At 45.6% G+C, this 21,972-nt stretch carries 21 protein-coding genes and 2 tRNA genes; 9 read left to right on the top strand and 14 right to left on the bottom strand.

The genetic code is table 11. The features are described 5' to 3' along the window. Positions 1–17: 17 nt before the first annotated feature. Positions 18–107: transfer RNA gene (locus ICN45_RS00320), tRNA-Ser, on the bottom strand. Between the two features lie 158 nt (positions 108–265). On the opposite strand from ICN45_RS00320, the gene ICN45_RS00315 reads away from it, so the two are divergent. Next, positions 266–523, top strand: coding sequence for a type II toxin-antitoxin system Phd/YefM family antitoxin (locus ICN45_RS00315; RefSeq protein ID WP_216171932.1), 258 nt, complete (start codon positions 266–268; stop codon positions 521–523). A gap of 8 nt (positions 524–531) precedes the next feature. After that, on the top strand, positions 532–942 hold the full coding sequence (locus ICN45_RS00310; protein WP_216171930.1) for a type II toxin-antitoxin system VapC family toxin: 411 nt from the start codon (positions 532–534) through the stop codon (positions 940–942). 4 nt (positions 943–946) lie between these two features. Here ICN45_RS00310 and ICN45_RS00305 read toward each other — a convergent pair whose 3' ends face one another. Further along, a complete protein-coding gene (locus tag ICN45_RS00305; protein ID WP_216171928.1) occupies positions 947–2,080 on the bottom strand; it encodes an NAD(P)/FAD-dependent oxidoreductase in 1,134 nt (377 codons plus the stop codon). Positions 2,081–2,180: 100 nt separating this feature from the next. Between ICN45_RS00305 and pgi the strand changes: the two genes are divergently transcribed. From pgi to nadC, 6 genes are all read left to right on the top strand, one after another. Continuing rightward, a complete protein-coding gene (gene pgi / locus ICN45_RS00300; protein WP_216171926.1) occupies positions 2,181–3,683 on the top strand; it encodes a glucose-6-phosphate isomerase in 1,503 nt (500 codons plus the stop codon). Positions 3,684–3,768: 85 nt separating this feature from the next. After that, on the top strand, positions 3,769–4,029 hold the full coding sequence (locus ICN45_RS00295) for an AbrB/MazE/SpoVT family DNA-binding domain-containing protein (RefSeq protein ID WP_216171924.1): 261 nt from the start codon (positions 3,769–3,771) through the stop codon (positions 4,027–4,029). Further along, complete coding sequence (locus ICN45_RS00290) at positions 4,029–4,397, top strand: type II toxin-antitoxin system PemK/MazF family toxin (RefSeq protein WP_216171923.1); 369 nt, start codon at positions 4,029–4,031, stop codon at positions 4,395–4,397. Before ICN45_RS00295 ends, ICN45_RS00290 begins: the two co-directional genes overlap by 1 nt. 17 nt (positions 4,398–4,414) lie before the next feature. Next, entirely contained in the window at positions 4,415–5,812 is a 1,398-nt protein-coding gene (locus tag ICN45_RS00285) for a phosphomannomutase/phosphoglucomutase (protein ID WP_216171921.1), read from the top strand. Positions 5,813–5,857: 45 nt separating this feature from the next. Then, complete coding sequence (gene nadA, locus ICN45_RS00280; RefSeq protein WP_216171919.1) at positions 5,858–6,985, top strand: quinolinate synthase NadA; 1,128 nt, start codon at positions 5,858–5,860, stop codon at positions 6,983–6,985. An 18-nt stretch (positions 6,986–7,003) separates the two neighbouring features. After that, the gene (nadC, locus tag ICN45_RS00275) at positions 7,004–7,861 is read left to right on the top strand and encodes a carboxylating nicotinate-nucleotide diphosphorylase (RefSeq protein WP_216171917.1); all 858 of its coding nucleotides are present in this window, start codon (positions 7,004–7,006) and stop codon (positions 7,859–7,861) included. On the opposite strand, the gene ICN45_RS00270 is transcribed toward nadC, so the two are convergent. From ICN45_RS00270 to acs, 12 genes are all read right to left on the bottom strand, one after another. Continuing rightward, positions 7,858–9,252, bottom strand: a complete 1,395-nt coding sequence (locus ICN45_RS00270; RefSeq protein WP_216171915.1) for a TAXI family TRAP transporter solute-binding subunit — start codon at positions 9,250–9,252, stop codon at positions 7,858–7,860. The two genes, nadC and ICN45_RS00270, sit on opposite strands and share 4 nt — an antisense overlap. A gap of 60 nt (positions 9,253–9,312) precedes the next feature. Next, positions 9,313–10,968 carry an L-aspartate oxidase gene (gene nadB, locus ICN45_RS00265; protein ID WP_216171913.1) on the bottom strand — a complete coding sequence of 552 codons (1,656 nt, stop codon included), beginning with the start codon at positions 10,966–10,968 and terminating at the stop codon, positions 9,313–9,315. Positions 10,969–11,008: 40 nt separating this feature from the next. After that, on the bottom strand, positions 11,009–11,287 hold the full coding sequence (locus tag ICN45_RS00260; RefSeq protein WP_216171912.1) for a type II toxin-antitoxin system RelE/ParE family toxin: 279 nt from the start codon (positions 11,285–11,287) through the stop codon (positions 11,009–11,011). Next, positions 11,287–11,514, bottom strand: a complete 228-nt coding sequence (locus tag ICN45_RS00255) for a ParD-like family protein (RefSeq protein ID WP_216171910.1) — start codon at positions 11,512–11,514, stop codon at positions 11,287–11,289. Before ICN45_RS00255 ends, ICN45_RS00260 begins: the two co-directional genes overlap by 1 nt. A 107-nt stretch (positions 11,515–11,621) precedes the next feature. Beyond that, entirely contained in the window at positions 11,622–14,516 is a 2,895-nt protein-coding gene (gene fdhF, locus ICN45_RS00250) for a formate dehydrogenase subunit alpha (protein WP_216171908.1), read from the bottom strand. A 39-nt stretch (positions 14,517–14,555) separates the two neighbouring features. Continuing rightward, positions 14,556–16,358: an NAD(P)H-dependent oxidoreductase subunit E gene (locus ICN45_RS00245; protein WP_216171906.1), complete on the bottom strand. Its 1,803-nt coding sequence runs from the start codon at positions 16,356–16,358 to the stop codon at positions 14,556–14,558. A gap of 213 nt (positions 16,359–16,571) precedes the next feature. Then, a complete protein-coding gene (locus ICN45_RS00240; RefSeq protein ID WP_216171904.1) occupies positions 16,572–16,796 on the bottom strand; it encodes a hypothetical protein in 225 nt (74 codons plus the stop codon). A 158-nt stretch (positions 16,797–16,954) separates the two neighbouring features. Continuing rightward, complete coding sequence (locus ICN45_RS00235; RefSeq protein WP_216171902.1) at positions 16,955–17,305, bottom strand: HVO_A0114 family putative DNA-binding protein; 351 nt, start codon at positions 17,303–17,305, stop codon at positions 16,955–16,957. After that, the gene (locus ICN45_RS10360; protein WP_369411450.1) at positions 17,302–17,586 is read right to left on the bottom strand and encodes a toxin-antitoxin system TumE family protein; all 285 of its coding nucleotides are present in this window, start codon (positions 17,584–17,586) and stop codon (positions 17,302–17,304) included. The genes ICN45_RS00235 and ICN45_RS10360 overlap by 4 nt, the downstream gene beginning before the upstream one ends. A gap of 132 nt (positions 17,587–17,718) precedes the next feature. Further along, on the bottom strand, positions 17,719–18,024 hold the full coding sequence (locus tag ICN45_RS00230; protein WP_216171900.1) for a YciI family protein: 306 nt from the start codon (positions 18,022–18,024) through the stop codon (positions 17,719–17,721). Positions 18,025–18,119: 95 nt separating this feature from the next. After that, positions 18,120–18,210: transfer RNA gene (locus ICN45_RS00225), tRNA-Ser, on the bottom strand. A 47-nt stretch (positions 18,211–18,257) separates the two neighbouring features. Continuing rightward, positions 18,258–20,231, bottom strand: coding sequence for an acetate--CoA ligase (gene acs / locus ICN45_RS00220; RefSeq protein WP_439650757.1), 1,974 nt, complete (start codon positions 20,229–20,231; stop codon positions 18,258–18,260). A gap of 207 nt (positions 20,232–20,438) precedes the next feature. On the opposite strand from acs, the gene ICN45_RS00215 reads away from it, so the two are divergent. Continuing rightward, positions 20,439–21,962, top strand: coding sequence for a fumarate hydratase (locus ICN45_RS00215; RefSeq protein WP_216171898.1), 1,524 nt, complete (start codon positions 20,439–20,441; stop codon positions 21,960–21,962). Positions 21,963–21,972 lie beyond the last annotated feature (10 nt).

The raw sequence follows: 21,972 nt of genomic DNA, 5'->3' as shown, positions 1-21,972 counted from the left end.
TGTACCCATTGATGATTTGGCGGAAGAGGTGAGATTCGAACTCACGGAGGACTTTCATCCTCGCCAGTTTTCAAGACTGGTGCATTCAACCGCTCTGCCACTCTTCCATTTGCGATTTAAGCCCTCGATTATAAGTAATTCGGTCCAGTCCTTCATAAAAATCCCATTTCTTGTCTTTTGAGGTTCTGAAAGTGTCTATATAAAGGAGTACTAAGGCTTATGATTTCTGCTAAACTAGTCAGGTATCTAGTCAGGAGAAATAGCCATGAATAACCACTGGGCTGTACAGGATGCCAAAGCAAAATTTAGCGAGCTTCTGAATGCATGTCTTGCCGAAGGACCTCAAGTAGTCACTAAGCGCGGTCATGAGACTGCAGTACTAATCACCATAAAGGAGTGGAATACATTGAAAAAATTGGCGAGGCCATCACTCAAATCACTTCTTCTATCAGAGGAAGCGCGGGGTGAATTAGTCATTCCAAAACGTGGCCAAGGCCTATCTCGCAAACCGATCAAACTTTGAGCTAGCACATGTATTTACTAGACACCAATATCATCTCCGAATTGCGCAGGCCTAAACCACATGGTGGGGTCTTGGAGTGGTACAAAAACATTACTGAACAAGATTTATTTATTTCTGCAGTATCTATTGGTGAGATTCAAACTGGTATTGAACTTACCCGTACACAAGATAAAAAGAAAGCTGAAACCTTAGAGCAATGGCTGCAAAGTATTGCCAATATTCACAATGTATTGCCAATGACCGGCTCTACTTTTAGGCTTTGGGCGAAATTGATGCACAGCCAAACAAATACCGTTAGGGAAGACGCGATGATTGCCGCAACAGCGATAGAAAAAGACTTGATAGTCGTAACGCGAAATACCAAAGACTTTAAGCGCTTCAAACTTCAATTACTAAACCCCTTCGAAGTTCTTTATTAAAAAACTAGGCGCTTTTAATTTTCTCCTCCAAATACTGAGCAATGGCAATACTGGATGTTAATCCTGGGGACTCAAAGCCATATAAGTTATAGAGGCCTTGAAGGCCGTGATCTTGTGGCGTATTGAAACAGAAGTCTCCGGCTGGGCTACTAGGCGGGACAATTTTGGCTCTGACGCCTGAATAATCTGGCTGTAAGCTATTGTCTTTGAGGTCTGGCCAATAGCGTCTCACGGCTTCATAGAATCCATCTCCCCGCTTTGGGTTCACGGTGTAATCAATTTGCTCTTCAGCATCAATCTCAAGCCACTCTACATCTGGCCCAAACTTCGCTTGACCACCCATGTCTAGAGTGAGATGTACACCCAGACCTCCAGGCTCAGGAATGGGATAGATTAAGTGAGTAAATGGTGATTTTCCTGAGAGGGAAAAGTAATTTCCTTTCGCGAAATACGCTTTGGGTATTTGCTCTGGGTCTAAGCCTTCAATCTGTTGCGCTACTGCTGGCGCGCTCATACCGGCGCAATTCATCAGTAACTTGGTGTGAAGTTTCATACCATCGGGGCCGCCGATTTCTAATTCAAAACCACCCTGCGCACCAGATCCAATTGGCTTTGCACTAATGAGTGGCGATTGATAAGCAATCATGCCGCCCGCATCCTCAAAGCCTCCCAGGAGCGAAAGCATGAAAGCATGGCTGTCCACAATACCCGTACTTGCAGAAAGAATCGCTGCTGAGCAACTCAGTTTTGGCTCAAGCTGTTTTGCTCTATCACCGGAAATGAGCTTAATCTCTGGCACACCATTATTTTGGGCTTTATAGAGAATGGCTTGCAAAGCATCAATCTGATTTTCATCAGTCGCAACAATCAATTTACCGTAGGGCTGAGTGGCCACTTGATGGCTGCGACAGTACTCATAGAGAAGTCGATTACCTGCCACACACAGTTTTGCCTTCAGAGAATCTTTTGGATAGTAAATGCCCGCATGAATCACCTCGCTATTACGAGCACTGCTGACGGTACCAAAGGCATTTTCTCGTTCAAGTAGAATCGTTTCTCGACCCTGAAGCGCCATTTCTCGGGCAACGGCTAGGCCAACCACCCCAGCCCCGATTACGACACAATCAACTTGCTCCATCTACTACTCTCGCTTTGTTTTTTTAGGTAGCAACATACTGAAATCGTAACATTTTTAGTGTTTTAGTGGGTATTAGAGTACTTATTGATAGAATCAAGGAATGCCCTCTAGACCCCTGCAAAACCCAGATAACCCAACTAACAGCACCTTTACGGCAGTTGACGTAGTACTCGACACCGCCTATCAAAATATTGATGCGGCAGAATGGAAAAAGCTGTTTTCGGTAGCCAAAAAATCTAAGGTAAAAGAGTTTATTGCTGATATGTTTGCAGGAGAGCATATCAATTTAAGTGAAGATCGCCCTGCATTGCATTCTGCACTTCGCAATCTTTCTAAATCCCCTGTCTTTCTAGATGGCATAGATGTCATGCCAGCAGTCGCAGATGTTTGGCGTCGTATTGATGCCCTTTGTAATAAATGGGTTGGCGTTACTGATGTGATTCATATTGGCATTGGGGGTTCGGACTTTGGTCCCCGTTTAGCAATTGAGGCTCTGGCCCATGTTCCCGGCATTGAAAGTCGTGGCATGCGCATGCACTTCTTGGCCAATATTGATACTGCCGAGCTGGCCCGCATTCTGGATCGGGCGCAACCGAATAGCACCCGCGTCATTATTGTTTCAAAGTCATTTACCACTCTTGAAACGACCATGAATGCAAAAGCCGTGGTCAATTGGCTTAAAGATAATAACTGTACAAAGGGGCAAATAGCGAATTCTTTATTTGCAGTAACTGCCAATGTGCCTGCTGCTAAAGAGTTTGGTATTGAGGAAGACAACATTTATCCATTTTGGGATTGGGTTGGCGGCCGTTATTCTGTTTGGTCAGCCGTGGGCTTGCCCATTGCCTTGCAATTTGGCTTCAAAACCTTTGAAGAGTTTTTAGCTGGTGCACACGCAATGGATTTACATTTTAAGAATGCGCCACTAGAAGAGAATCTTCCAGTGATTATGGCCTTAGCCTTGTTACATCAACAGCAAAAACGGGGCATTACAGCATATGCAGCTATTCCCTATGCGGATGCCTTGGATGCATTTCCGAAGTGGCTACAACAACTTGATATGGAAAGTAATGGTAAGAGTGTGGACCGTAACGGCAAGCCGGTGAAGTATTCCTCACCAGTCGTTTTTGGAAGCACTGGTAGTAATGCTCAGCACTCCTATTTCCAACTGCTTCATCAAGGCCCAGAAATCATCCCGATTGACTTCATAGCAGTTCGCAAGCCGATGAGTGAGCGTCCCGAGGCTATTGCACATCATCGTATCCTACTAGCGAATTGCCTAGCTCAAGCTCAGGCATTGGCACACGGTAAAACTGCTGATAACCCAAATCATGTTTATCCCGGAAATCGTCCTAGTAACCTATTACTCTTACCCGAACTCAATGCTTTCTATTTAGGCGCTCTTTTAGCGCTTTATGAAAACCGTGCGGCCATACTGGGTGCTCTCTGGAATATCAATAGCTTTGATCAACCCGGTGTTGAATACGGCAAAGTTCTTGCTAAACCAATTGAGAAGGCGCTGGTGAGCGGCTCTGATCCTATCCAGGCTGATGATGACATTGATACAGTAACCGCAGCACGTATTAATTTATTGAATTCATAGGGTAGTAATCCACCTAAGTGTGATCAACTTGACATTGCCAGACAAGTTGTTTAAACTTGTATAAACATTTAACTAGGGGGTGCCTATGGCTCCAGTACTGAAGGTAGAGCAAACCATTCAAGAATGGGGGAATGGTCTTGGTGTTCGAATCACCTCACCAGTGGCTAAAGCTGCCCATTTTTCTCAAGGAGTCCCTATTTCAGTCGAGGTTGTTAAAGATGGTGTTTTACTCAGGGTAATTGGTAAGCCTAAACTGAGCCTCTCTCAAAAGCTAAAAATCTTCGATTCAGAGACACATGGCGGCGAAGTAATGACACCAACACCCATTGGGAAAGAAATTATTTAATGGTAGAAAAATTGAAGGCTTGGATTCCTGAGCGTAGAGACATGATTTGGATTAACTTCAATCCCCAATTGGGCAAAGAAATGAAAGATGAACATCCCATGCTCGTCATCTCACCTAAAGCATTTAATGAAAAAACTGGTCTAGTTATTGGTCTCCCTATGACGCATGCAAAGTCGAATGAAACCAATCCATTTGCAATCAAAGTTTCCATAGGTCGAAGTGAGCCCGTATTTATCCTGACACACCAACCAAAGTCTTTTGATTGGCGCTTGCGCTCTGCAAGACCTCATCCATGGAAGAGTCTGCCGCCTGCTGTTTTTCAGGAGGCTTGTGAAGGCCTAAATTCAATCATCGAAATTGCTCATTAATACCACCAGGAATTAACGTGAAACTATCCCCTTCAATTTTCAAAGCCTATGACATCCGCGGCATTATTGATGAAACATTAGACCCATCGATTGCCAAGTTGATTGGTCAGGCTTTTGGTACTGAGATGCGTGAGCTTGGTGAAATCGAAATTGTTATTGGACGTGATGGCCGCTTATCTGGTCCTGTATTGATTGAAGCACTCACTGAAGGTCTTCTCTCTACTGGTATCAATGTCATTGATTTAGGAATGGTGGCAACGCCAATGGTGTACTTTGCTGCTAACCAAATACTAGATGGCAAAAAACCGAAGTCCGGAATAATGATTACGGGTAGCCATAATCCACCGAACTACAACGGCTTCAAGATGGTATTAGGTGGTGCAGCAATTTATGGTGAGCAGATTCAGGCTTTGCGTAAACGTATTGAAGCCAAGCAATTTGTTACTGGCGAATCTAATCAAATCGGTACTCGCTCTACCTTTGATATCTTCCCGATGTATCTCCAGTACATCGTCGGCGATATAAAACTCGCTCGCCCCATGAAGATTGCCGTGGATTGCGGTAATGGTGTTGGGGGTGCCTTTGCTGGCAAGCTCTTTAGGGCACTCGGCTGTGAAGTACAAGAACTCTTTTGTGAAGTAGATGGCCATTTTCCGAATCACCATCCTGATCCAGCCCATATTGAGAACTTACAAGATCTCATCAAGAACTTACAAACCACTGACAATGAGCTCGGACTCGCTTTTGATGGCGATGCTGATCGTTTAGGTGTGGTCACTAAAGATGGTCAAGTGATTTTTCCAGACCGACAAATGATGCTATTTGCCAAAGATGTCCTGTCTCGCAACCCGGGCGGTCAAATCATCTATGACGTCAAATGCACCCGTAACCTAGCCACTTGGATTAAACAGCATGGCGGCGAACCTTTGATGTGGAAAACGGGTCATTCGCTAGTGAAAGCCAAGCTCAAAGAAACCGGTGCACCGCTTGCAGGTGAAATGTCTGGTCATATCTTCTTTAAAGACCGTTGGTTTGGTTTTGATGATGGTCTGTACACAGGTGCACGTCTTTTGGAGATTCTTTCTAAAGAGCAGGATCCGAATCAAACCCTCAATGATTTACCAAATGCAATTTGCACCCCAGAATTACAACTTGCTTGCGCTGAAGGCGAACCATTTGCTCTATTGGAAACAATTAAAGCAAATGCCAAGTTCCCTACCTCACAATCCATCAACACAATTGATGGTGTGCGCGTCGAGTACGCAGATGGTTTTGGCCTTGCCCGGCCCTCCAACACCACTCCGGTGGTAGTAATGCGCTTTGAAGCCGATAGCGAAGAAGCTATCCAGCGGATTCAGGCAGAGTTTAAGGCTGTCTTACTGGCTGCTAAGCCAGATGCAAAGTTATCGTTTTAATCAGCAGACCTTAGCAGACCTTCTAAGACTCGACTAAAATTTCTGATGAATTCAACTGTCAGTAGCCCAATCGTCTTTGATTACCCTCAGCAAGATTCAGCTGGCGTAACCTGTACTGCCCAGGCCTGGGCAAAAGTTCCGCCCCACCTTGCTGGCTCTCAAAAGGCTACGGTAACTGCGCGTATTAAGCAACTATTAGTTGAAAAAGATGCTGCTCTTGTCGCTCACTACTATGTCGATGGCGATATTCAAGATTTGGCATTGGAGACTGGTGGTTATGTTGCCGACTCCTTAGAGATGGCGCGCTTTGGCAAAAATCACCCTGCCAAGAATCTGATTGTTGCTGGCGTGCGCTTCATGGGTGAGTCAGCCAAAATTCTGAGTCCAGAAAAACGGGTTTTTATGCCAGATCTAGAGGCAACCTGCTCTTTAGATTTGGGTTGCGATGCGACTGATTTTGCTGCTTTCCGTGCCATGCATCTAGACCGTGTGGTCGTGGTCTACGCCAATACCAGTGCTGCAGTAAAAGCCCAAGCGGATTGGATGGTAACGAGCTCATGTGCTCTTGCGATCGTGCATCAACTGAAATTGGCGGGCAAAAAAATTCTGTGGGCCCCCGATCGCCATTTGGGGAGATATATTCAAGAGCAAACCGGTGCTGATATGTTGTTATGGAATGGTGCCTGCATCGTGCATGACGAATTCAAAGCAGTTGAATTAGAAATACTCAAGGCAGCTCATCCGCATGCCATGGTGTTGGTACACCCTGAATCCCCTCAAGCCGTAGTCGATCTCGCTGATGTGGTCGGCTCTACGTCTGCCATGATTAAGGCGGTCGTTGAAGGCTCTGCTACTGAATATATTGTTGCTACTGACAATGGCATCTTGCATCGCATGCGACAACTAGCCCCTAATAAGAAACTGATTGAGGCACCTACTGCCGGCAATAGCGCCACCTGTAAGAGCTGTGCCCACTGTCCTTGGATGGCCATGAATGGTTTACAGGGGATCTTGGATTGTCTTGAAAATGCCTCTGGTGAAATCTTCATTGATGAACCGATTCGGGTTGAGGCGCTCGGTTGTATTGAACGTATGCTTGACTTCACTAAAAATCATCCAGACCTCTTAGCTAAAGCACAACACGGCTTTGTTAAAAATATTGGCGCAGCCTAATTTGTTACTCTTATTGATATGTTTGAATACAACGAATCCCTAGAGCAAGCACGTCAACGCAATATTCATGATGCCCTGATGGAGGATATTGGCACTGGTGATTGGACGGCAAAACTCGTACCGAGTAAGCTAGTTCAGGCCCAACTCACTGTCCGTCAGCAAGCAGTACTTTGTGGCGTTGATTGGTTCGAAGGTACGCTGAAGAAATTAGATCCCAATGCGAAAGTAACCTGGTACTACATTGAAGGTGATCGCATGAAGGCTGATAGCAAAGTGTGCGATATCCAGGCTGACTCACAAGCCTTACTCTCTGCAGAACGCACTTGCATTAATTTTTTGCAAACGCTTTCCTGGACTGCCAGTATTACCCGTCAACACGTAGACGCGATTGCTGGATCCAGCCCCAATCCCAATGGCTGTGCTGTATTGGATACACGCAAAACTATTCCTGGATTGCGTCAAGCGCAGAAGTATGCTGTTCGAGTTGGTCAAGGCCAAAACCAACGCCTGGCTTTATGGCACGGCATTTTGATCAAAGAAAATCATATCGCTGCAGCGGGAGGTGTGACTGCCGCCCTGAAAGCTGCGCAAGCTTTGAACTCTGGAGTGGATATACAAATCGAAGTAGAAACCTTTGCTGAATTGGAAGAAGCTTTGGCAGCTGGAGCAAAAAGTATTTTGATTGATAACTTCAATACCGATCAAATGAAACAAGCGGTAGATTTTACAGCGGGTCGTGCATTATTAGAAGCTTCTGGTGGTATTAACTTAGATCAGATGCGCGCCATTGCAGCGACAGGCGTTGATCGCATCTCGCTTGGCAAGCTAACTAAGGATGTTAGTGCGGTCGATTTTTCAATGAGAATATTAGGTTAACTCGAACTCATTTCACCTTCTCTACCTTTATATATCATCTGTCTCTGTAGAGCATTGCGAATAAATTCAATATTATTTCTTAAGCTATAACAGTCAGCAGTAGCCAGCATTGCGGCTTTCGAACTTAATACTTGACGCTCCATCCCATTAAGCACCTCGATGTATTCATCACGACGGCGTGGATCAAACGTAGCGATCGTATTTTTCTCAAATTCAGCCAACTGCTTATAGACACTGTTAATCTGCTTCCGAGCAAGATTCAGTCGATAGTTAGGAATAGACCTAATAATGGGAAATGCGAGTGCTACAAATGGCAATATTAAGAAGAACATCCGCTCTAAAAATTCCGCCGCCCAAAAAGGGAGATACTTCATTAGGGGTGGTGTACCGTTTTGATAAAAATATCTGGCCTCGGCACTTAATGGCGCCTCTGAATTGATGTAAGCCGGAAACTCTCCTGCCTTGGCAAAATAGGATTTCACCCCATTGATTTCCTTGGCAGCTTCTAAAAACAATAGTTGAATGGCAGGATGCAGTCGATTGTCTATCAATAAATTGGTTGTCGTTGATATCAGCTGTATAGCGTGATCTGGTATATTTTTCTCTAAATCAAATCCACCCATGGGAACTGTTACCTCTTCAAAATAGGGGAACAGACGAGTATACGCATCAGCCCTACGGAAGCTGGCTAAGTGAAGATCTGGATTATGAATCAGCCTTTGCACATTTTTGGAATTAAATCCATCCACTAATATTACTGCATCAATTTCACCCTTCTCGAGTGCGTTTACACCTTCATCATTAGAGAGTGCTAAAAGATTTGGTGAGTTAGCGGGTAAATTATTCACCTCCATCATCTTCAAGGCATGAATATGGGTTCCGCTACCGATTGGTCCTATTGCAATTTTGAGTTTGATGATATCCCGGTCCAGAATTTTTTGTTTTTCGTCAAACAACTTTTTTCGATAGAAAATCCAAACCGGCTCATAATCAATACTGCCTAAGGATTCAACGCCAGAGAGATGATCTGATGCAATCATGCCGCCTTGCACTAAAGCGGCTTGTATAGGATCTTTACGATCAATTAAATGCTCTAAGTTCTCTATTGATCCTTGGGTTTGAATTAACTCTATTTTGATGCCCTTCTTTGCGAAGTAAGCTTGATACTCTTCACCGAGGGCTTTATAGGATCCCCCAGTACCTGTAGCCATTAAGACTTTTGTGGGAGGGGCTGGCTTTGCAAGCCAGACCAATAGGGAGAAGGCCAAAATTAATAATAATACGAGTGGCCAAATCTCTTTTAATAGACCAAACCAGCTCTTTAATTCATCAGCAACCGTTTCGTAAATAGCTGATGCATGTTCATAGATATCTTCTTTAAGACCGGACATGGATTTTCCCCATCTTGATGGGCTTAGCTTATCACCAAACTACCCAAAATAGCGCTGCAATTAGGTTTCCTTGGTGTTTTCACTACCTTCGGCTTGGGGGGTCAAAATGGTTGGGTAAGAGACTGCCCAAGTGCCTGGATAATCTCGACTGTAGTGGAGGCCACGACTCTCTCTGCGCATTAAGGCAGAGCGCACAATCAGTTCAGCGCACTCGAGTAAGTTGCGCAATTCAATTAAATCTCGCGTAACTTTGAAGTTAGCGTAATACTCCTGTACTTCATATCTGAGAAGCTTAATTCTGTGTAGTGCACGCTCTAAGCGGCGGTTGGTTCTCACAATCCCCACATAGTTCCACATTAAAGAACGTAATTCATCCCAATTATGTGCAATCACGACCTGTTCATCAGCATCTTCAACTTGGCTTTCATCCCAGAGGGGTAAAGTTGGCATTACTGGCGTCTTGAGTTCAGAGATATCTTCAGCAGCAGCTTTGCCAATCACCACGCACTCTAATAATGAATTACTTGCTAAGCGATTGGCACCATGCAAGCCAGTATAGGTTGCCTCACCGACTGCATAGAGACCCAGTAAGTCAGTGCGACCCTTCAAATCAGTGACTACTCCTCCACAAGTGTAGTGTGCTGCCGGCACTACTGGGATAGGTTCTTTAGTGATGTCCAAACCGAGACTGAGGCAACGCGCATAAATCATGGGGAAGTGCTCTTTGATAAAAGCTTCACCTAAATGGGTTGCATCAAGGTGAACATAATCCAAACCATGCTTTTTCATTTCAAAGTCAATTGCCCGAGCAACGATATCGCGGGGAGCTAGCTCTTTACGATCATCATGATCTGGCATAAAGCGTGTGCCGTCTGGAAGTTTTAAGATTCCACCCTCTCCACGCATGGCTTCGGTAATTAAGAAAGTGCGATCGCTGGGGTGATACAAGCAAGTGGGATGAAACTGGATGAACTCCATATTACCAACGCGGCATCCTGCACGCCATGCCATAGCAATGCCATCACCAGTAGCTGTATCCGGGTTGCTGGTATAGCGATAAACCTTTCCGACTCCACCCGTTGCCAGTACTACCGATTTTGCTTGAATTGTTTCTACGCGGTTATTTTTAATATCGAGAGCATAGACTCCATAACAACGATTCGGTTTACTTCGTTTCGTTTTAGCGTCAAGCTGACGATTTGTAATGAGATCGAGTGCAATCCAGTGCTCTAGGATCTGAATATTTTTATGTGCTTTGGCTTTATCTAGCAACACTTCATGAATTGCTTTACCTGTTGCATCAGCGGCGTGAGCAATGCGACGATGGCTATGGCCGCCCTCACGCGTTAAATGCAAACCCATTGGACCAGTCTCATCTGCAGTAAATGGTACGCCCTGCTCTACCAACCATTTAACCGCATCGGCACTTTCTTCCGCAATATAGCGAGCGGTAGATTCCACTACTAGACCGGCACCCGCATCAATCGTGTCAGCCACATGAGAATCGATGCTGTCATGCTCTTTATCAACCACACCGACGATGCCGCCTTGAGCCCAAGCAGTAGCTGCCTCTCCTAATCCCCGCTTTGCCATCAATATCACCGGCTGAGACTCGGCCATATGGAGAGCAACGGTTAAGCCAGCAAGACCTGCCCCAATAATCAGAACAGGTAAGTCAGCTTGAGTTTGAGCGGGGGAGGATTTTGAACTAGCCATGAATTGTTTATTCTAAAGGTTAGTAGAACTCTCCACTAACTTATCTTTTGATGTCTCTGTAGAAGTTTTCGTGAGAACCTATAGATTCTAAATAAATTAATTTGAGCCCATCTCTAATCGAATATCCAAGTAAATAGACTTGACCGCCACTTCTAAACTTGAATACCCATAATTCAGACAAATCACCCTTCTTTTTCTCCCCAATTTTGGGTTTGGTGGCTACCTGGACTACAGCTTTATCTGTATCTTTGGCAGCAATGTCATTTAATTTTTTATATTGTCTAAGGAATCGGCGCGTTTGCTTAACGTCATACGCCATTAAAGTTTCCTAGAGCGTGGAACAAATGGGGTTGAATGCTCGCGAGGTTCGGCCAGTGATGCTAGCGACTCCATGATGAAAGAAACCGGTAAATCAGGATTATCAATAGCAGCCCGCCCTACCTTTGCCCAAAACTCGATTTGTCCCGATATAGTCCGATGCTCCACTTTGGCCTCCAACTTAGCCAATTCATAAAGATCATCATCAATTCGTACTGGCATGCCCATAGAATTCTCCCGTTGCTACCATTTTACTACAAATGTAGTAATTACTCAGGAAGGGTTTCTCCAAAGAAAAAACCGCCCTAAGGCGGCCTTTTCCTTGGCAGAAAAAATTAAGATACAGCGGCAATTACCTTTCTGCCTGGATCATTAGTACCATATCCCATCACCTTAGCCACCTCTCCACCCTTGGCAAGCTTGACTGCGCAATACTTAAATTCCGGAATTTTGCCAAACGGATCTAAGGCAGGATTAGTGATGAGGTTGGCTGCTGCTTCATAGTAAGCAAACGGAATAAAGATCACACCTCGGGGAGTGCCATCATCCCTACGGACATGAATACCCACCTCACCGCGACGAGATTGCACCGTAATCACATCGCCAGCAGTGACGCCAAGCTCAGTCATGTCTTCACCATTCATGGAAACTGTCGCCATGGGTTCAATCGCATCCAGTACGGTTGCGCGACGCGTCATACTGCCAGTATGCCAATGCTCTAATTGACGACCAGTAATCAGAACAAATGGGTACTCAGCATCCGGTCTTTCATTCGCAGGAATGATATCGGCTGGTACCAACTTCACTTTTCCATCAATCGTTGGAAAGTGATCATCGAACACAATTGGACGGCCGGGATCTTCTGCAGATAGGCATGGATACGTTACGCTAGATTCTTTTTCTAGGCGCTCCCAAGTGATACCGTTAATTGCACCGTGCATCGCTTGACGCATTTCATCGTAGACTTCCGCTACTCCATCATCCGGACCCTGGTAGTTCCAATTGAGACCCATTCGCTTAGCAATCTCCTGGATGATCCACAAGTCCGGTTTTGCATCTCCTGGAGGGTCAATCGCTTTCTTACCCATTTGCACCATACGATCCGTATTGCTAGCAGTACCAACTTTTTCTGGCCAAGCGCTTGCTGGTAAAACCACATCTGCTAAGAGCGCAGTTTCAGTCATAAAGATATCTTGAACAACTAAATGCTCCAATGAAGCTAGCGCATGACGGGCATGATTTAAATCGGGATCACTCATCGCTGGGTTCTCACCCTCAATGTACATACCACGAATCTTATCGGGATCACTATCAGGCGCAGTGATCTTGTGCATGATTTCTACTACGGTATAGCCAGGCTTTTTATCTAGCTTACTATCCCAAAAGTTTTCAAACCATTCATGTGCAGCATCTTGATCTACGCGCTGATAATTTGGGAACATCATGGGAATCAAGCCAGCATCACTGGCACCCTGCACATTGTTTTGACCACGCAGCGGATGCAGGCCTGAACCAGGTTTACCAATTTGACCTGTGATGCTTACTAAGGCAATTAAGCAGCGCGCATTATCAGTACCATGAACGTGTTGGCTAATACCCATGCCCCATAAAACCATGGCTGATTTAGTAGTCGCAAACTCTCTAGCCACTTCACGCAAAGTCTCAGGAGGAATACCGCAGATTGGTGCCATGGCTTCAGGGCTATAGCCTTTGATATTTTCTTTTAATGCCTCAAAGTTATTAGCCCGGCTCTTGATGAAATCTTGATCTACTAAACCCTCTTCAATGATCGTATAGATCAAGGCATTAAGCATAGCCACATCAGTATCTGGTTTGAACTGCAGCGTGCGCCAAGCATGTTTGCTAATCTCCGTCATGCGAGGATCACACAACACAATTTTGGCGCCACGCTTAGCAGCGTTCTTGAACCAAGTAGCAGCCACCGGATGATTGGCAGTGGGATTTGATCCAATTAAGAAAATCATACTGGAGTGTTCTACGTCATTTACCTGATTACTAACCGCACCAGAGCCCACACCCTCAAGCAATGCTGCAACCGAAGATGCATGACAAAGGCGGGTGCAATGGTCAACGTTGTTATTACCAAAACCTACACGTACTAATTTCTGAAATAAATACGCTTCTTCATTACTTCCTTTGGCAGAACCAAAGCCAGCCAAAACTTTTAAACCATGCTGGTCTTTGAGTTTCTTCAAGCCACCGCCAGCAACTTCCAAAGCCTCTTCCCAAGTTGCTTCACGGAAGATATTTGACCAGTCTTGGGGATTCTGGATTGCGGTCTCATCTTTCGGGATGCCAGACTTACGAATCAATGGCTTGGTCAAGCGCTGCGGGTTATGGATGTAATCCATACCAAAACGACCTTTAACGCAGAGGCGATTATGGTTAGCAGGCCCATCACGACCCTCAACACTCACAATCTTTTCATCTTTGACGTTGTAGGTAATTTGGCAACCTACTCCGCAGAATGGGCAAACAGAATCCACTTTACGATCAACCGTTTGCGAACCAATTAAACCTTTAGGCATCAAGGCACCAGTTGGGCAGGCTTGCACACACTCACCGCAAGCAACGCAGGTGCTATCACCCATTGGATCATTCAAATCAAACACAATTTCACTATGAGAGCCGCGCATGGCATAGCCAATCACATCATTCACTTGCTCTTCACGACAAGCGCGCACACACCGGTTGCACTGAATACAGGCATCTAGATTTACTGCCATCGCAGGATGGGAGACATCGTTTGCCACTTTTTCGCGACGGAGTGCTTTGAGTTCTGGACGAACACTGACATTCATTCGAGTAGCCCAGATACTCAGTTCACCATGCTGCTGTTTGAGTTCTTCTTCTTTGCTATCACCCACCCACTTAAAGCCTTCATCGGGCATATCGGAAAGGAGCATCTCCAGCACTAATTTCTGGCTCTTTACAGCGCGCTCGCTATTGGCTTTGACCTCCATACCAGGGGTGGCACTTCTGCAGCAGCTCGGGGCCAAGGTCCGTTCGCCATTAATTTCTACAACGCAAGCTCGGCAATTACCATCTGCTCGGTAACCATCTTTAAAACATAAATGGGGAATATCAATACCGTGGCGCTTAGCAGCCTTCAGAATAGTTTCGCCTTCATAGGAAACAATCGTCTTGCCGTCTAACTTGAATTCGACTGTTTGTAATTCGAGTTCTTGAGGATTGGTTGGTGCGTTCATGTTTGTCTCGTTCTTCCCTAATCTCTTTAAGCGACTTCCTTATGCAACTTCATTCGGGAAATATTTATGAATACAACGAATTGGATTGGGTGCCGCCTGACCTAGACCACAAATAGAGGCATCCACCATGACGGTTGCCAAGTCTTCTAAGGTATCTTGATCCCAAGATTGGGCTTGCATTAATTTTGCAGCTTTACCAGTGCCAACACGACAGGGAGTACATTGACCACAGCTTTCATGCTCAAAGAAATGCATCACATTAAGCGCCATATCACGGGCTTTATCTTTATCACTAAATACCATCACCGCTGCAGATCCAATAAAGCAACCGTAGGGTTGCAGGGTATCGAAATCCAATGGAATGTCATTCATGGTGGCTGGCAAGATACCGCCCGAAGCGCCGCCAGGTAAATAGCCGTAGAACTGGTAACCCTCTTGCATACCACCACAATATTCATCAATCAATTCTTGAATCGTAATGCCTGCTGGGGCCAATTTCACACCCGGCTCCTTGACGCGCCCACTCACGCTAAAGCTCCGCAAACCTTTACGCTCGTGTCTGCCAAAAGAACTAAACCACTCTGGACCACGCTGAACAATATCGCGTACCCAATAAAGGGTCTCAAAGTTATGCTCAAGCGTTGGCCTTCCAAACAAGCCCACTTGTGCAATGTAAGGCGGACGCATACGCGGCTCACCACGCTTACCTTCAATACTTTCAATCATGGCAGATTCTTCACCGCAGATATAGGCACCGGCGCCACGACGTAGTTCAATAGTAGGTAATTTGAAAGGGGGATTAGCCTTCAGCTTGGCCAACTCAAGCTCTAAGAGCTCACGACAACCGTGATATTCATCGCGCAGGTAGATATAACATGCATCAATCCCTACTACGTGGGCAGCAATTAATAAACCTTCCAGAAAGCGATGTGGATCGCGCTCTAAATAAGTACGATCTTTAAATGTGCCAGGCTCACCTTCATCAATATTGACCGCCATGAGTTTTGGCGCCACCTGATCTTTGACGATACGCCACTTGCGACCCGCTGGAAAACCGGCACCACCTAGTCCACGTAAGCCAGAACTTTCCATCACTTTGATGATGCTTTCAGCGTCATGCTTGCCATCGATAATTTCTTTTGCAAGAGCGTATCCGCCTTGAGTACGATATGCAGCGTAACCAACATAGTCAGGAGAAACTGCTTGGTGCAAGCCTTGAGGTGAAATACTCTGCTCTACTAATGCGGCAGGATCAAACAGCCCATCATCTTTAGCCAGAGGCTGAATCGTCAAATCATTTTTCACTGCTGCTGCTACCTTATCAGTGGTAGCAAAAAGAACTGGGTACTGGTGAACCACGGCTACTGGAGCTTGTTCACAGCGACCGACGCATGGCGCTGCAATCACTTTGACTTTCGGATTACCCAGAATAGCTGGCAGCTTTGCCAATAGATTTTGTGCGCCGGCCAACTCACAAGCGATGCCATCACACACACGAATAGTTATATCTGCAACGGGGTCATTGCCACGTACTACTTCGAAATGGTGATAGAAAGTAGCTACCTCATACACTTCAGCCATCGGTAAATTCATTTCTTTTGCCAAGGCTACTAAATGGCGGTCATGCAAAGCACGATACTCATCATTTAGTTTGTGAAGATTTTCAATTAATAAGTCACGACGGTGTGGCGCATCACCAATTAGCTGTCGTACTTCTACCAAAGAAGCATCGTCAGCTTGACGACCTTTCAGCTTGCTCTTACGGCGAATAGTCTCCCTTAAATCATCTGCAGTAGCAACGGCAACTGCGGTGATTTCTCCTGAGGGCTTGGGGTGATTCATAGTAGATGGTCTCGAATTTCTAATCGCAATATCAATGCGTGTTTTTATGTGCTGAAAATGAAGTTCAATGCTTTAGATTGGGAACACTAATATAAGCGCTAATGCACTACTGTGCTGTATACAAGAAACCCCAAAATCAAGGCTAATTTTGGGTTATTTTTACCTTGAAGTCCTTGACGGCGCTCAAGGGAATAGGGACTAGGGTTTACCCTATTAAATCATTGAAGGTCTAGGTCTATCGCCGGGTGGATTGGAATAATCTAGCTTACGCTCATACAACCTAGCTCTATAGCAGTCTTCATACCCTTTACTCCCAATCTGCCAACCGATTGAGGTGCAATCTTCTTGGGCAGCGGACTCAATGGAGCCACAGCCAGCCAGGGAAAGGACCGAAAAGGTCGCTAGAGATAAAGTGAGTCGTAATTTTGGTGAATTCATACCCGAAGTCTACTGGATTATTGATTTCAGGTTAAGGGAAGTCTCGATTTGTACAATTTGGTAAATATCAGCAAAGTCAATGCTTCCCATTTCCTTTAATACGCTTTTCTGTGGGTATGGGGGCTTTACCCAAGATGCAGATGGATTTAAAGGCTTAATTAATGAAGTGTTATTTCATAACGATCACCACAGGCTACAGGCCTTAAAGCCCTCGCTTCCTGTAGCATTTTGACCAAACCATAATTTGACATTGTTTTTAATGTGCGGGATAAGTTCCCCTGCTTTCTTCCAGTAAGTTCTGCTAACTCAGAAATCGATACTGGCTTCGACGCTCTAATGACATGCAACAAGGCCCTGTTTTCATCACTCAAGACCTGTGCCAAGGAGCGCATTGAAGTAAACCAAATCTTTGGATCACTTGCCTTCGGCTTCAGATCGCCCTTAGCAATAGCCAAAACGCGCGCCCGAATATCTTTTTGTGACGCAATCCCTATTTTGATAACCTTCATATTTCTTTGTCCGTTTTTAAGGCCTTATCGACATCCGCAAAAAAATCATCTAATGGTTGGTACGCATCTTTAAACTCATATCGTACCCCTGGATCATTAGCACTTCGATGCTTGTGAGCGTACGTCAATTTTCTACCGGAGTAACCCGATTTCATCTGCACTGCATGAGCATTGTCGTAACCCAGAATTCTTAAACCCCTTGGGATATGTAAAGTTAATGAATAGCGCACCCCGTGAGGTATGGCATCACTAGCTGGCACTTCCCAAGCCTCAATCTTCACCCATTAACCATCATCCTGATCTATGACCTCTTGATGAAGATCCAAAAGAGTCACAATCCCACGTTTTCGCATTCCTCATAATATATCATCAGATGATATACCAAAAGTAACAACCCTGCTTAACTGACGGTTTTATTCCACTGGTGGAAATCCAGCCTTTTGCGCCCACTTATTATTAAAAACATGAATGATGGGTTTCTCATAGACACCGGCTTTAGTGAATGGCTCATCCTGTAGCCAAGCATCTAAATCTGCCCTACTGGGAAAATCCATTGCCAATAAGCTGCCAACCGTTGTTTGGCCATCTTCAGAAGTCAGCGGTCCAGCAAAAGCCATACGATCAGATAATTTCGCAAGATAAGCACGATGCTCAGGTCGAACCTGAATCCGCAAATCTGCTGTACCAGGACGATCCATTAATAAAATTGCAAAAATCATATTCTCTCCATCTGTTTATTGTTGTAGGTATTCATCGCTAACATCTTACGAGAAAGTCTCAATAAAAAACCACCCGAAGGTGGTTTTAGACTACTTGGCGGAAGAGGCGGGATTCGAACCCGCGGTAGGCTATTAACCTACGCACGCTTTCCAGGCGTGTGACTTAAACCGCTCATCCACCCTTCCGGAACCGCTGATTATACGTTTTCCGCAAGGGATTTCCTTAGAAGTGCTTAAAGAGCCTCTTTAAGTTGGTCCAAAATTGCTGGATTCTCAAGGGTAGAGGTGTCTTGAGTAATTTCCTCACCTTTAGCAATTACACGCAAGAGACGGCGCATGATCTTGCCTGAACGCGTCTTCGGCAAGTTATCACCAAAGCGCACATCTTTTGGCTTAGCAATGGGGCCAATCTCTTTACCTACCCAGTTACGCAACTCTGTGGCAATCATTTTGGCCTGATCTCCAGTTGGGCGTCCGCCTTTCAGAACCACAAACACACAAATCGCTTCACCAGTCAATTCATCGGGACGGCCAACCACTGCTGCTTCAGCAACCAATGGATTAGCAACTAAACAAGACTCGATTTCCATCGTTCCCATCCGGTGACCAGAAACATTCAAGACGTCATCGATACGTCCCGTAATCGTGAAGTAACCAGTCTCCTTATTCCGGATTGCGCCATCACCCGCTAGATACAAAGTGCCGCCCAGCTCTTCTGGGAAGTAAGACTTCACAAAACGGTCTGGATCACCCCAAATATTCCGAATCATAGAAGGCCATGGACGCTTGACAACTAAAATACCGCCATGCCCATTCGGTACATCGTGACCAACTTCATCCACAATCGCTGCCATGATGCCTGGCAATGGCAATGTACATGAACCAGGAATCATTGGGGTGGCACCTGGTAATGGTGAAATCATGTGACCACCAGTTTCTGTCTGCCAGAAGGTATCCACGATTGGGCAACGTGAGCCACCAACGTTCTCGTAGTACCACATCCAAGCTTCGGGATTAATCGGTTCGCCGACTGAGCCCAAGAGGCGCAAAGAGGATAAATCATAACTCTGAGGATGAATAGCTTGGTCGTTACTGGATGCTTTGATCAAGGAACGAATCGCTGTTGGGGCGGTGTAGAAAATAGTTGCCTTGTGTTTTTGGATCATCTGCCAGAAGCGGCCCGCATTGGGATAAGTTGGAACGCCCTCAAACACAATCTGCGTAGCACCCACCGCGAGAGGGCCATACGTAATATACGAGTGTCCTGTTACCCAGCCAATATCAGCAGTACACCAAAATACATCGCTGGGCTTAATATCAAAGGTCCACTTCATGGTCAAAATCGTCCACAACAAGTAACCGCCTGTAGAGTGCTGAACACCCTTAGGCTTTCCGGTTGAGCCCGATGTATAGAGAACAAATAGTGGATGCTCTGCGCTGACCCATTCTGGCTCACAAGTCGCAGGCTCATTGGCAACGACGTCATGCATCCAAGAATCGCGACCTGCCACCATTGGAATAGTTCGGCCGGTACGCTTATACACAATCACGTTTTTTACTTTTTCACATTCACCCAAAGCAAGCGCTTCATCAACAATCACTTTAAGTGGCAACTCCTTACCACCACGAAATTGTTCATCTGCGGTAATGACCGCAACTGCACCAACGTCAACAATCCGTTCTTGCAATGATTTAGCAGAGAAACCGCCAAACACAACAGAGTGAGTAGCCCCGATACGGGCACAAGCTTGCATTGCAATAATGCCTTCAACGGACATTGACATATAAATAATGACACGGTCACCAGACTTGATACCCATCTTGCGCAGTGCATTTGCCATTTTGCAAACGCGCTCCAGCAACTCTTTGTAAGTCACTGTAGTGACTAGGCTGTCGTCAGCCTCAAAAATAATCGCTGTCTTATCACCTAAGCCATTTTCAACCTGGCGGTCTAAGCAGATATAGGAAGCATTTGTTGTGCCATCTTCAAACCATTTATAAAAAGGCGCTTTAGATTCATCTAACACTGTAGTGAAGGGTTTTTTCCAATACAGATTTTCTTTCGCAAGGCGACCCCAAAAACCGTCATAGTCATTATTAGCCTCAGCGCATAACTTGTTATAGGCATCCATTCCTGGAATGGCGGCCCCCTTGATAAAGTCTGCAGGTGGGTTAAAAATGCGGTTTTCTTGCTTTAATGGTTCCATGCTACACAGCCCTCTTTTTAATAATCAATCGACTCATAAACTAATAACTGCTTAATAACAAATACAAAAGCGCGAAAATATCGCAAAATGGGGGGTTTACACCCCTAGAACCATAGAAGATAAGTGAAAACACTCGGGATGTGCTCTATGGCAAACCCTTAAAATAGGCGAAACCTTACTATTAATGTGGAAATAAGCCAAAAAACGATGACCAATATCAAACAAAACGACCTCATTCAAAGCGTTGCCGATGCTTTCCAGTTCATTTCTTACTATCACCCAAAGGACTTCATTGCTGCTCTTGGCAGAGCTTATGAGCTCGAGCAAGGTCATGGCGCGAAAGATGCGATTGCCCAAATCCTGACCAATAGCCGGATGTGTGCCGAGGGCCATCGCCCGATGTGCCAAGACACCGGTATTGCAGTGGTATTCCTAAAAGTGGGCATGAATGTGCAATGGCCTGATGCGACGATGAGTGTCAGCGACATGGTGAATGAAGGAGTACGCCGTGCTTACCTCAATCCAGACAATACGCTCCGTGCTTCAGTCTTGGCTGACCCTGCAGGCAAACGCAGCAATACTGGTGATAACACCCCTGCTGTAATTCATTATGAAATCGTTCCCGGAGATGATGTCGAAGTCATCTGCGCTGCCAAAGGAGGTGGTTCGGAAAACAAAGCCAAGATGGTGATGCTCAATCCTTCAGACTCGGTTGTCGATTGGGTTGTCAAAACTGTCCCCACCATGGGTGCTGGCTGGTGCCCTCCCGGTATCTTAGGCATCGGTATTGGTGGCACTCCAGAAAAAGCCATGCTCATGGCTAAAGAATCTTTAATGGGTCCTGTAGATATTCAAGAACTCATCGTTCGTGGTGCAAAAACGCGTGCTGAAGAGCTGCGTCTTGAAATTTATGACAAGGTTAATAAATTAGGGATTGGCGCGCAAGGTCTTGGTGGTTTGACTACTGTCCTTGATGTCAAGATCCTGGAATACCCAACTCACGCAGCCTCTCTGCCAGTAGCCATGATCCCAAACTGTGCAGCAACCCGTCACATCCATTTCCATTTGCACGGCGATGGCCCGGCCAAGTTAGAGAAACCCTCCCTATCCGATTGGCCAGATGTCACCTGGACTCCTGATGTTCAAAAATCCAAGCGCGTGAATTTAGATACTCTCACTGCTGCTGAAGTAGCCAGTTGGAAACCTGGTGAGACTTTGTTATTGAACGGCAAGATTTTGACTGGTCGCGATGCGGCACATAAACGGATCCAAGATATGCTGGCCAAAGGCGAAGAATTACCAGTGAGCTTTAAGGATCGCGTGATTTACTACGTTGGTCCAGTCGACCCTGTCCGTGATGAGGCAGTTGGGCCAGCGGGTCCTACTACTTCTACGCGGATGGATAAGTTCACCGAGATGATGCTCGCGAAGACTGGGTTGATATCAATGATCGGTAAAGCTGAGCGTGGGCCTGAAGCCATTGAGGCAATTAAGAAACATAAATCAGCCTATCTCATGGCCGTTGGTGGTGCCGCTTACTTAGTATCGAAAGCAATTCAGTCTGCGAAAGTAGTGGGCTTTGCTGACTTGGGCATGGAAGCCATTTATGAGTTCGATGTTAAAGACATGCCGGTAACAGTGGCCGTGAATTCCGAAGGCATCTCGATGCATCAGACTGGCCCTAAAGAATGGCAGGCAAAAATTGCTGGTATTCCAGTCAAGATTATTTAATTAGCCTTAG

This window comes from Polynucleobacter alcilacus (genome assembly GCF_018881545.1).
Taxonomy (GTDB): Bacteria; Pseudomonadota; Gammaproteobacteria; order Burkholderiales; family Burkholderiaceae; genus Polynucleobacter; species Polynucleobacter alcilacus.
The sequence above is the reverse complement of the archived record's forward strand: the minus strand, read 5'-3'. Positions and strand labels throughout refer to the sequence as shown.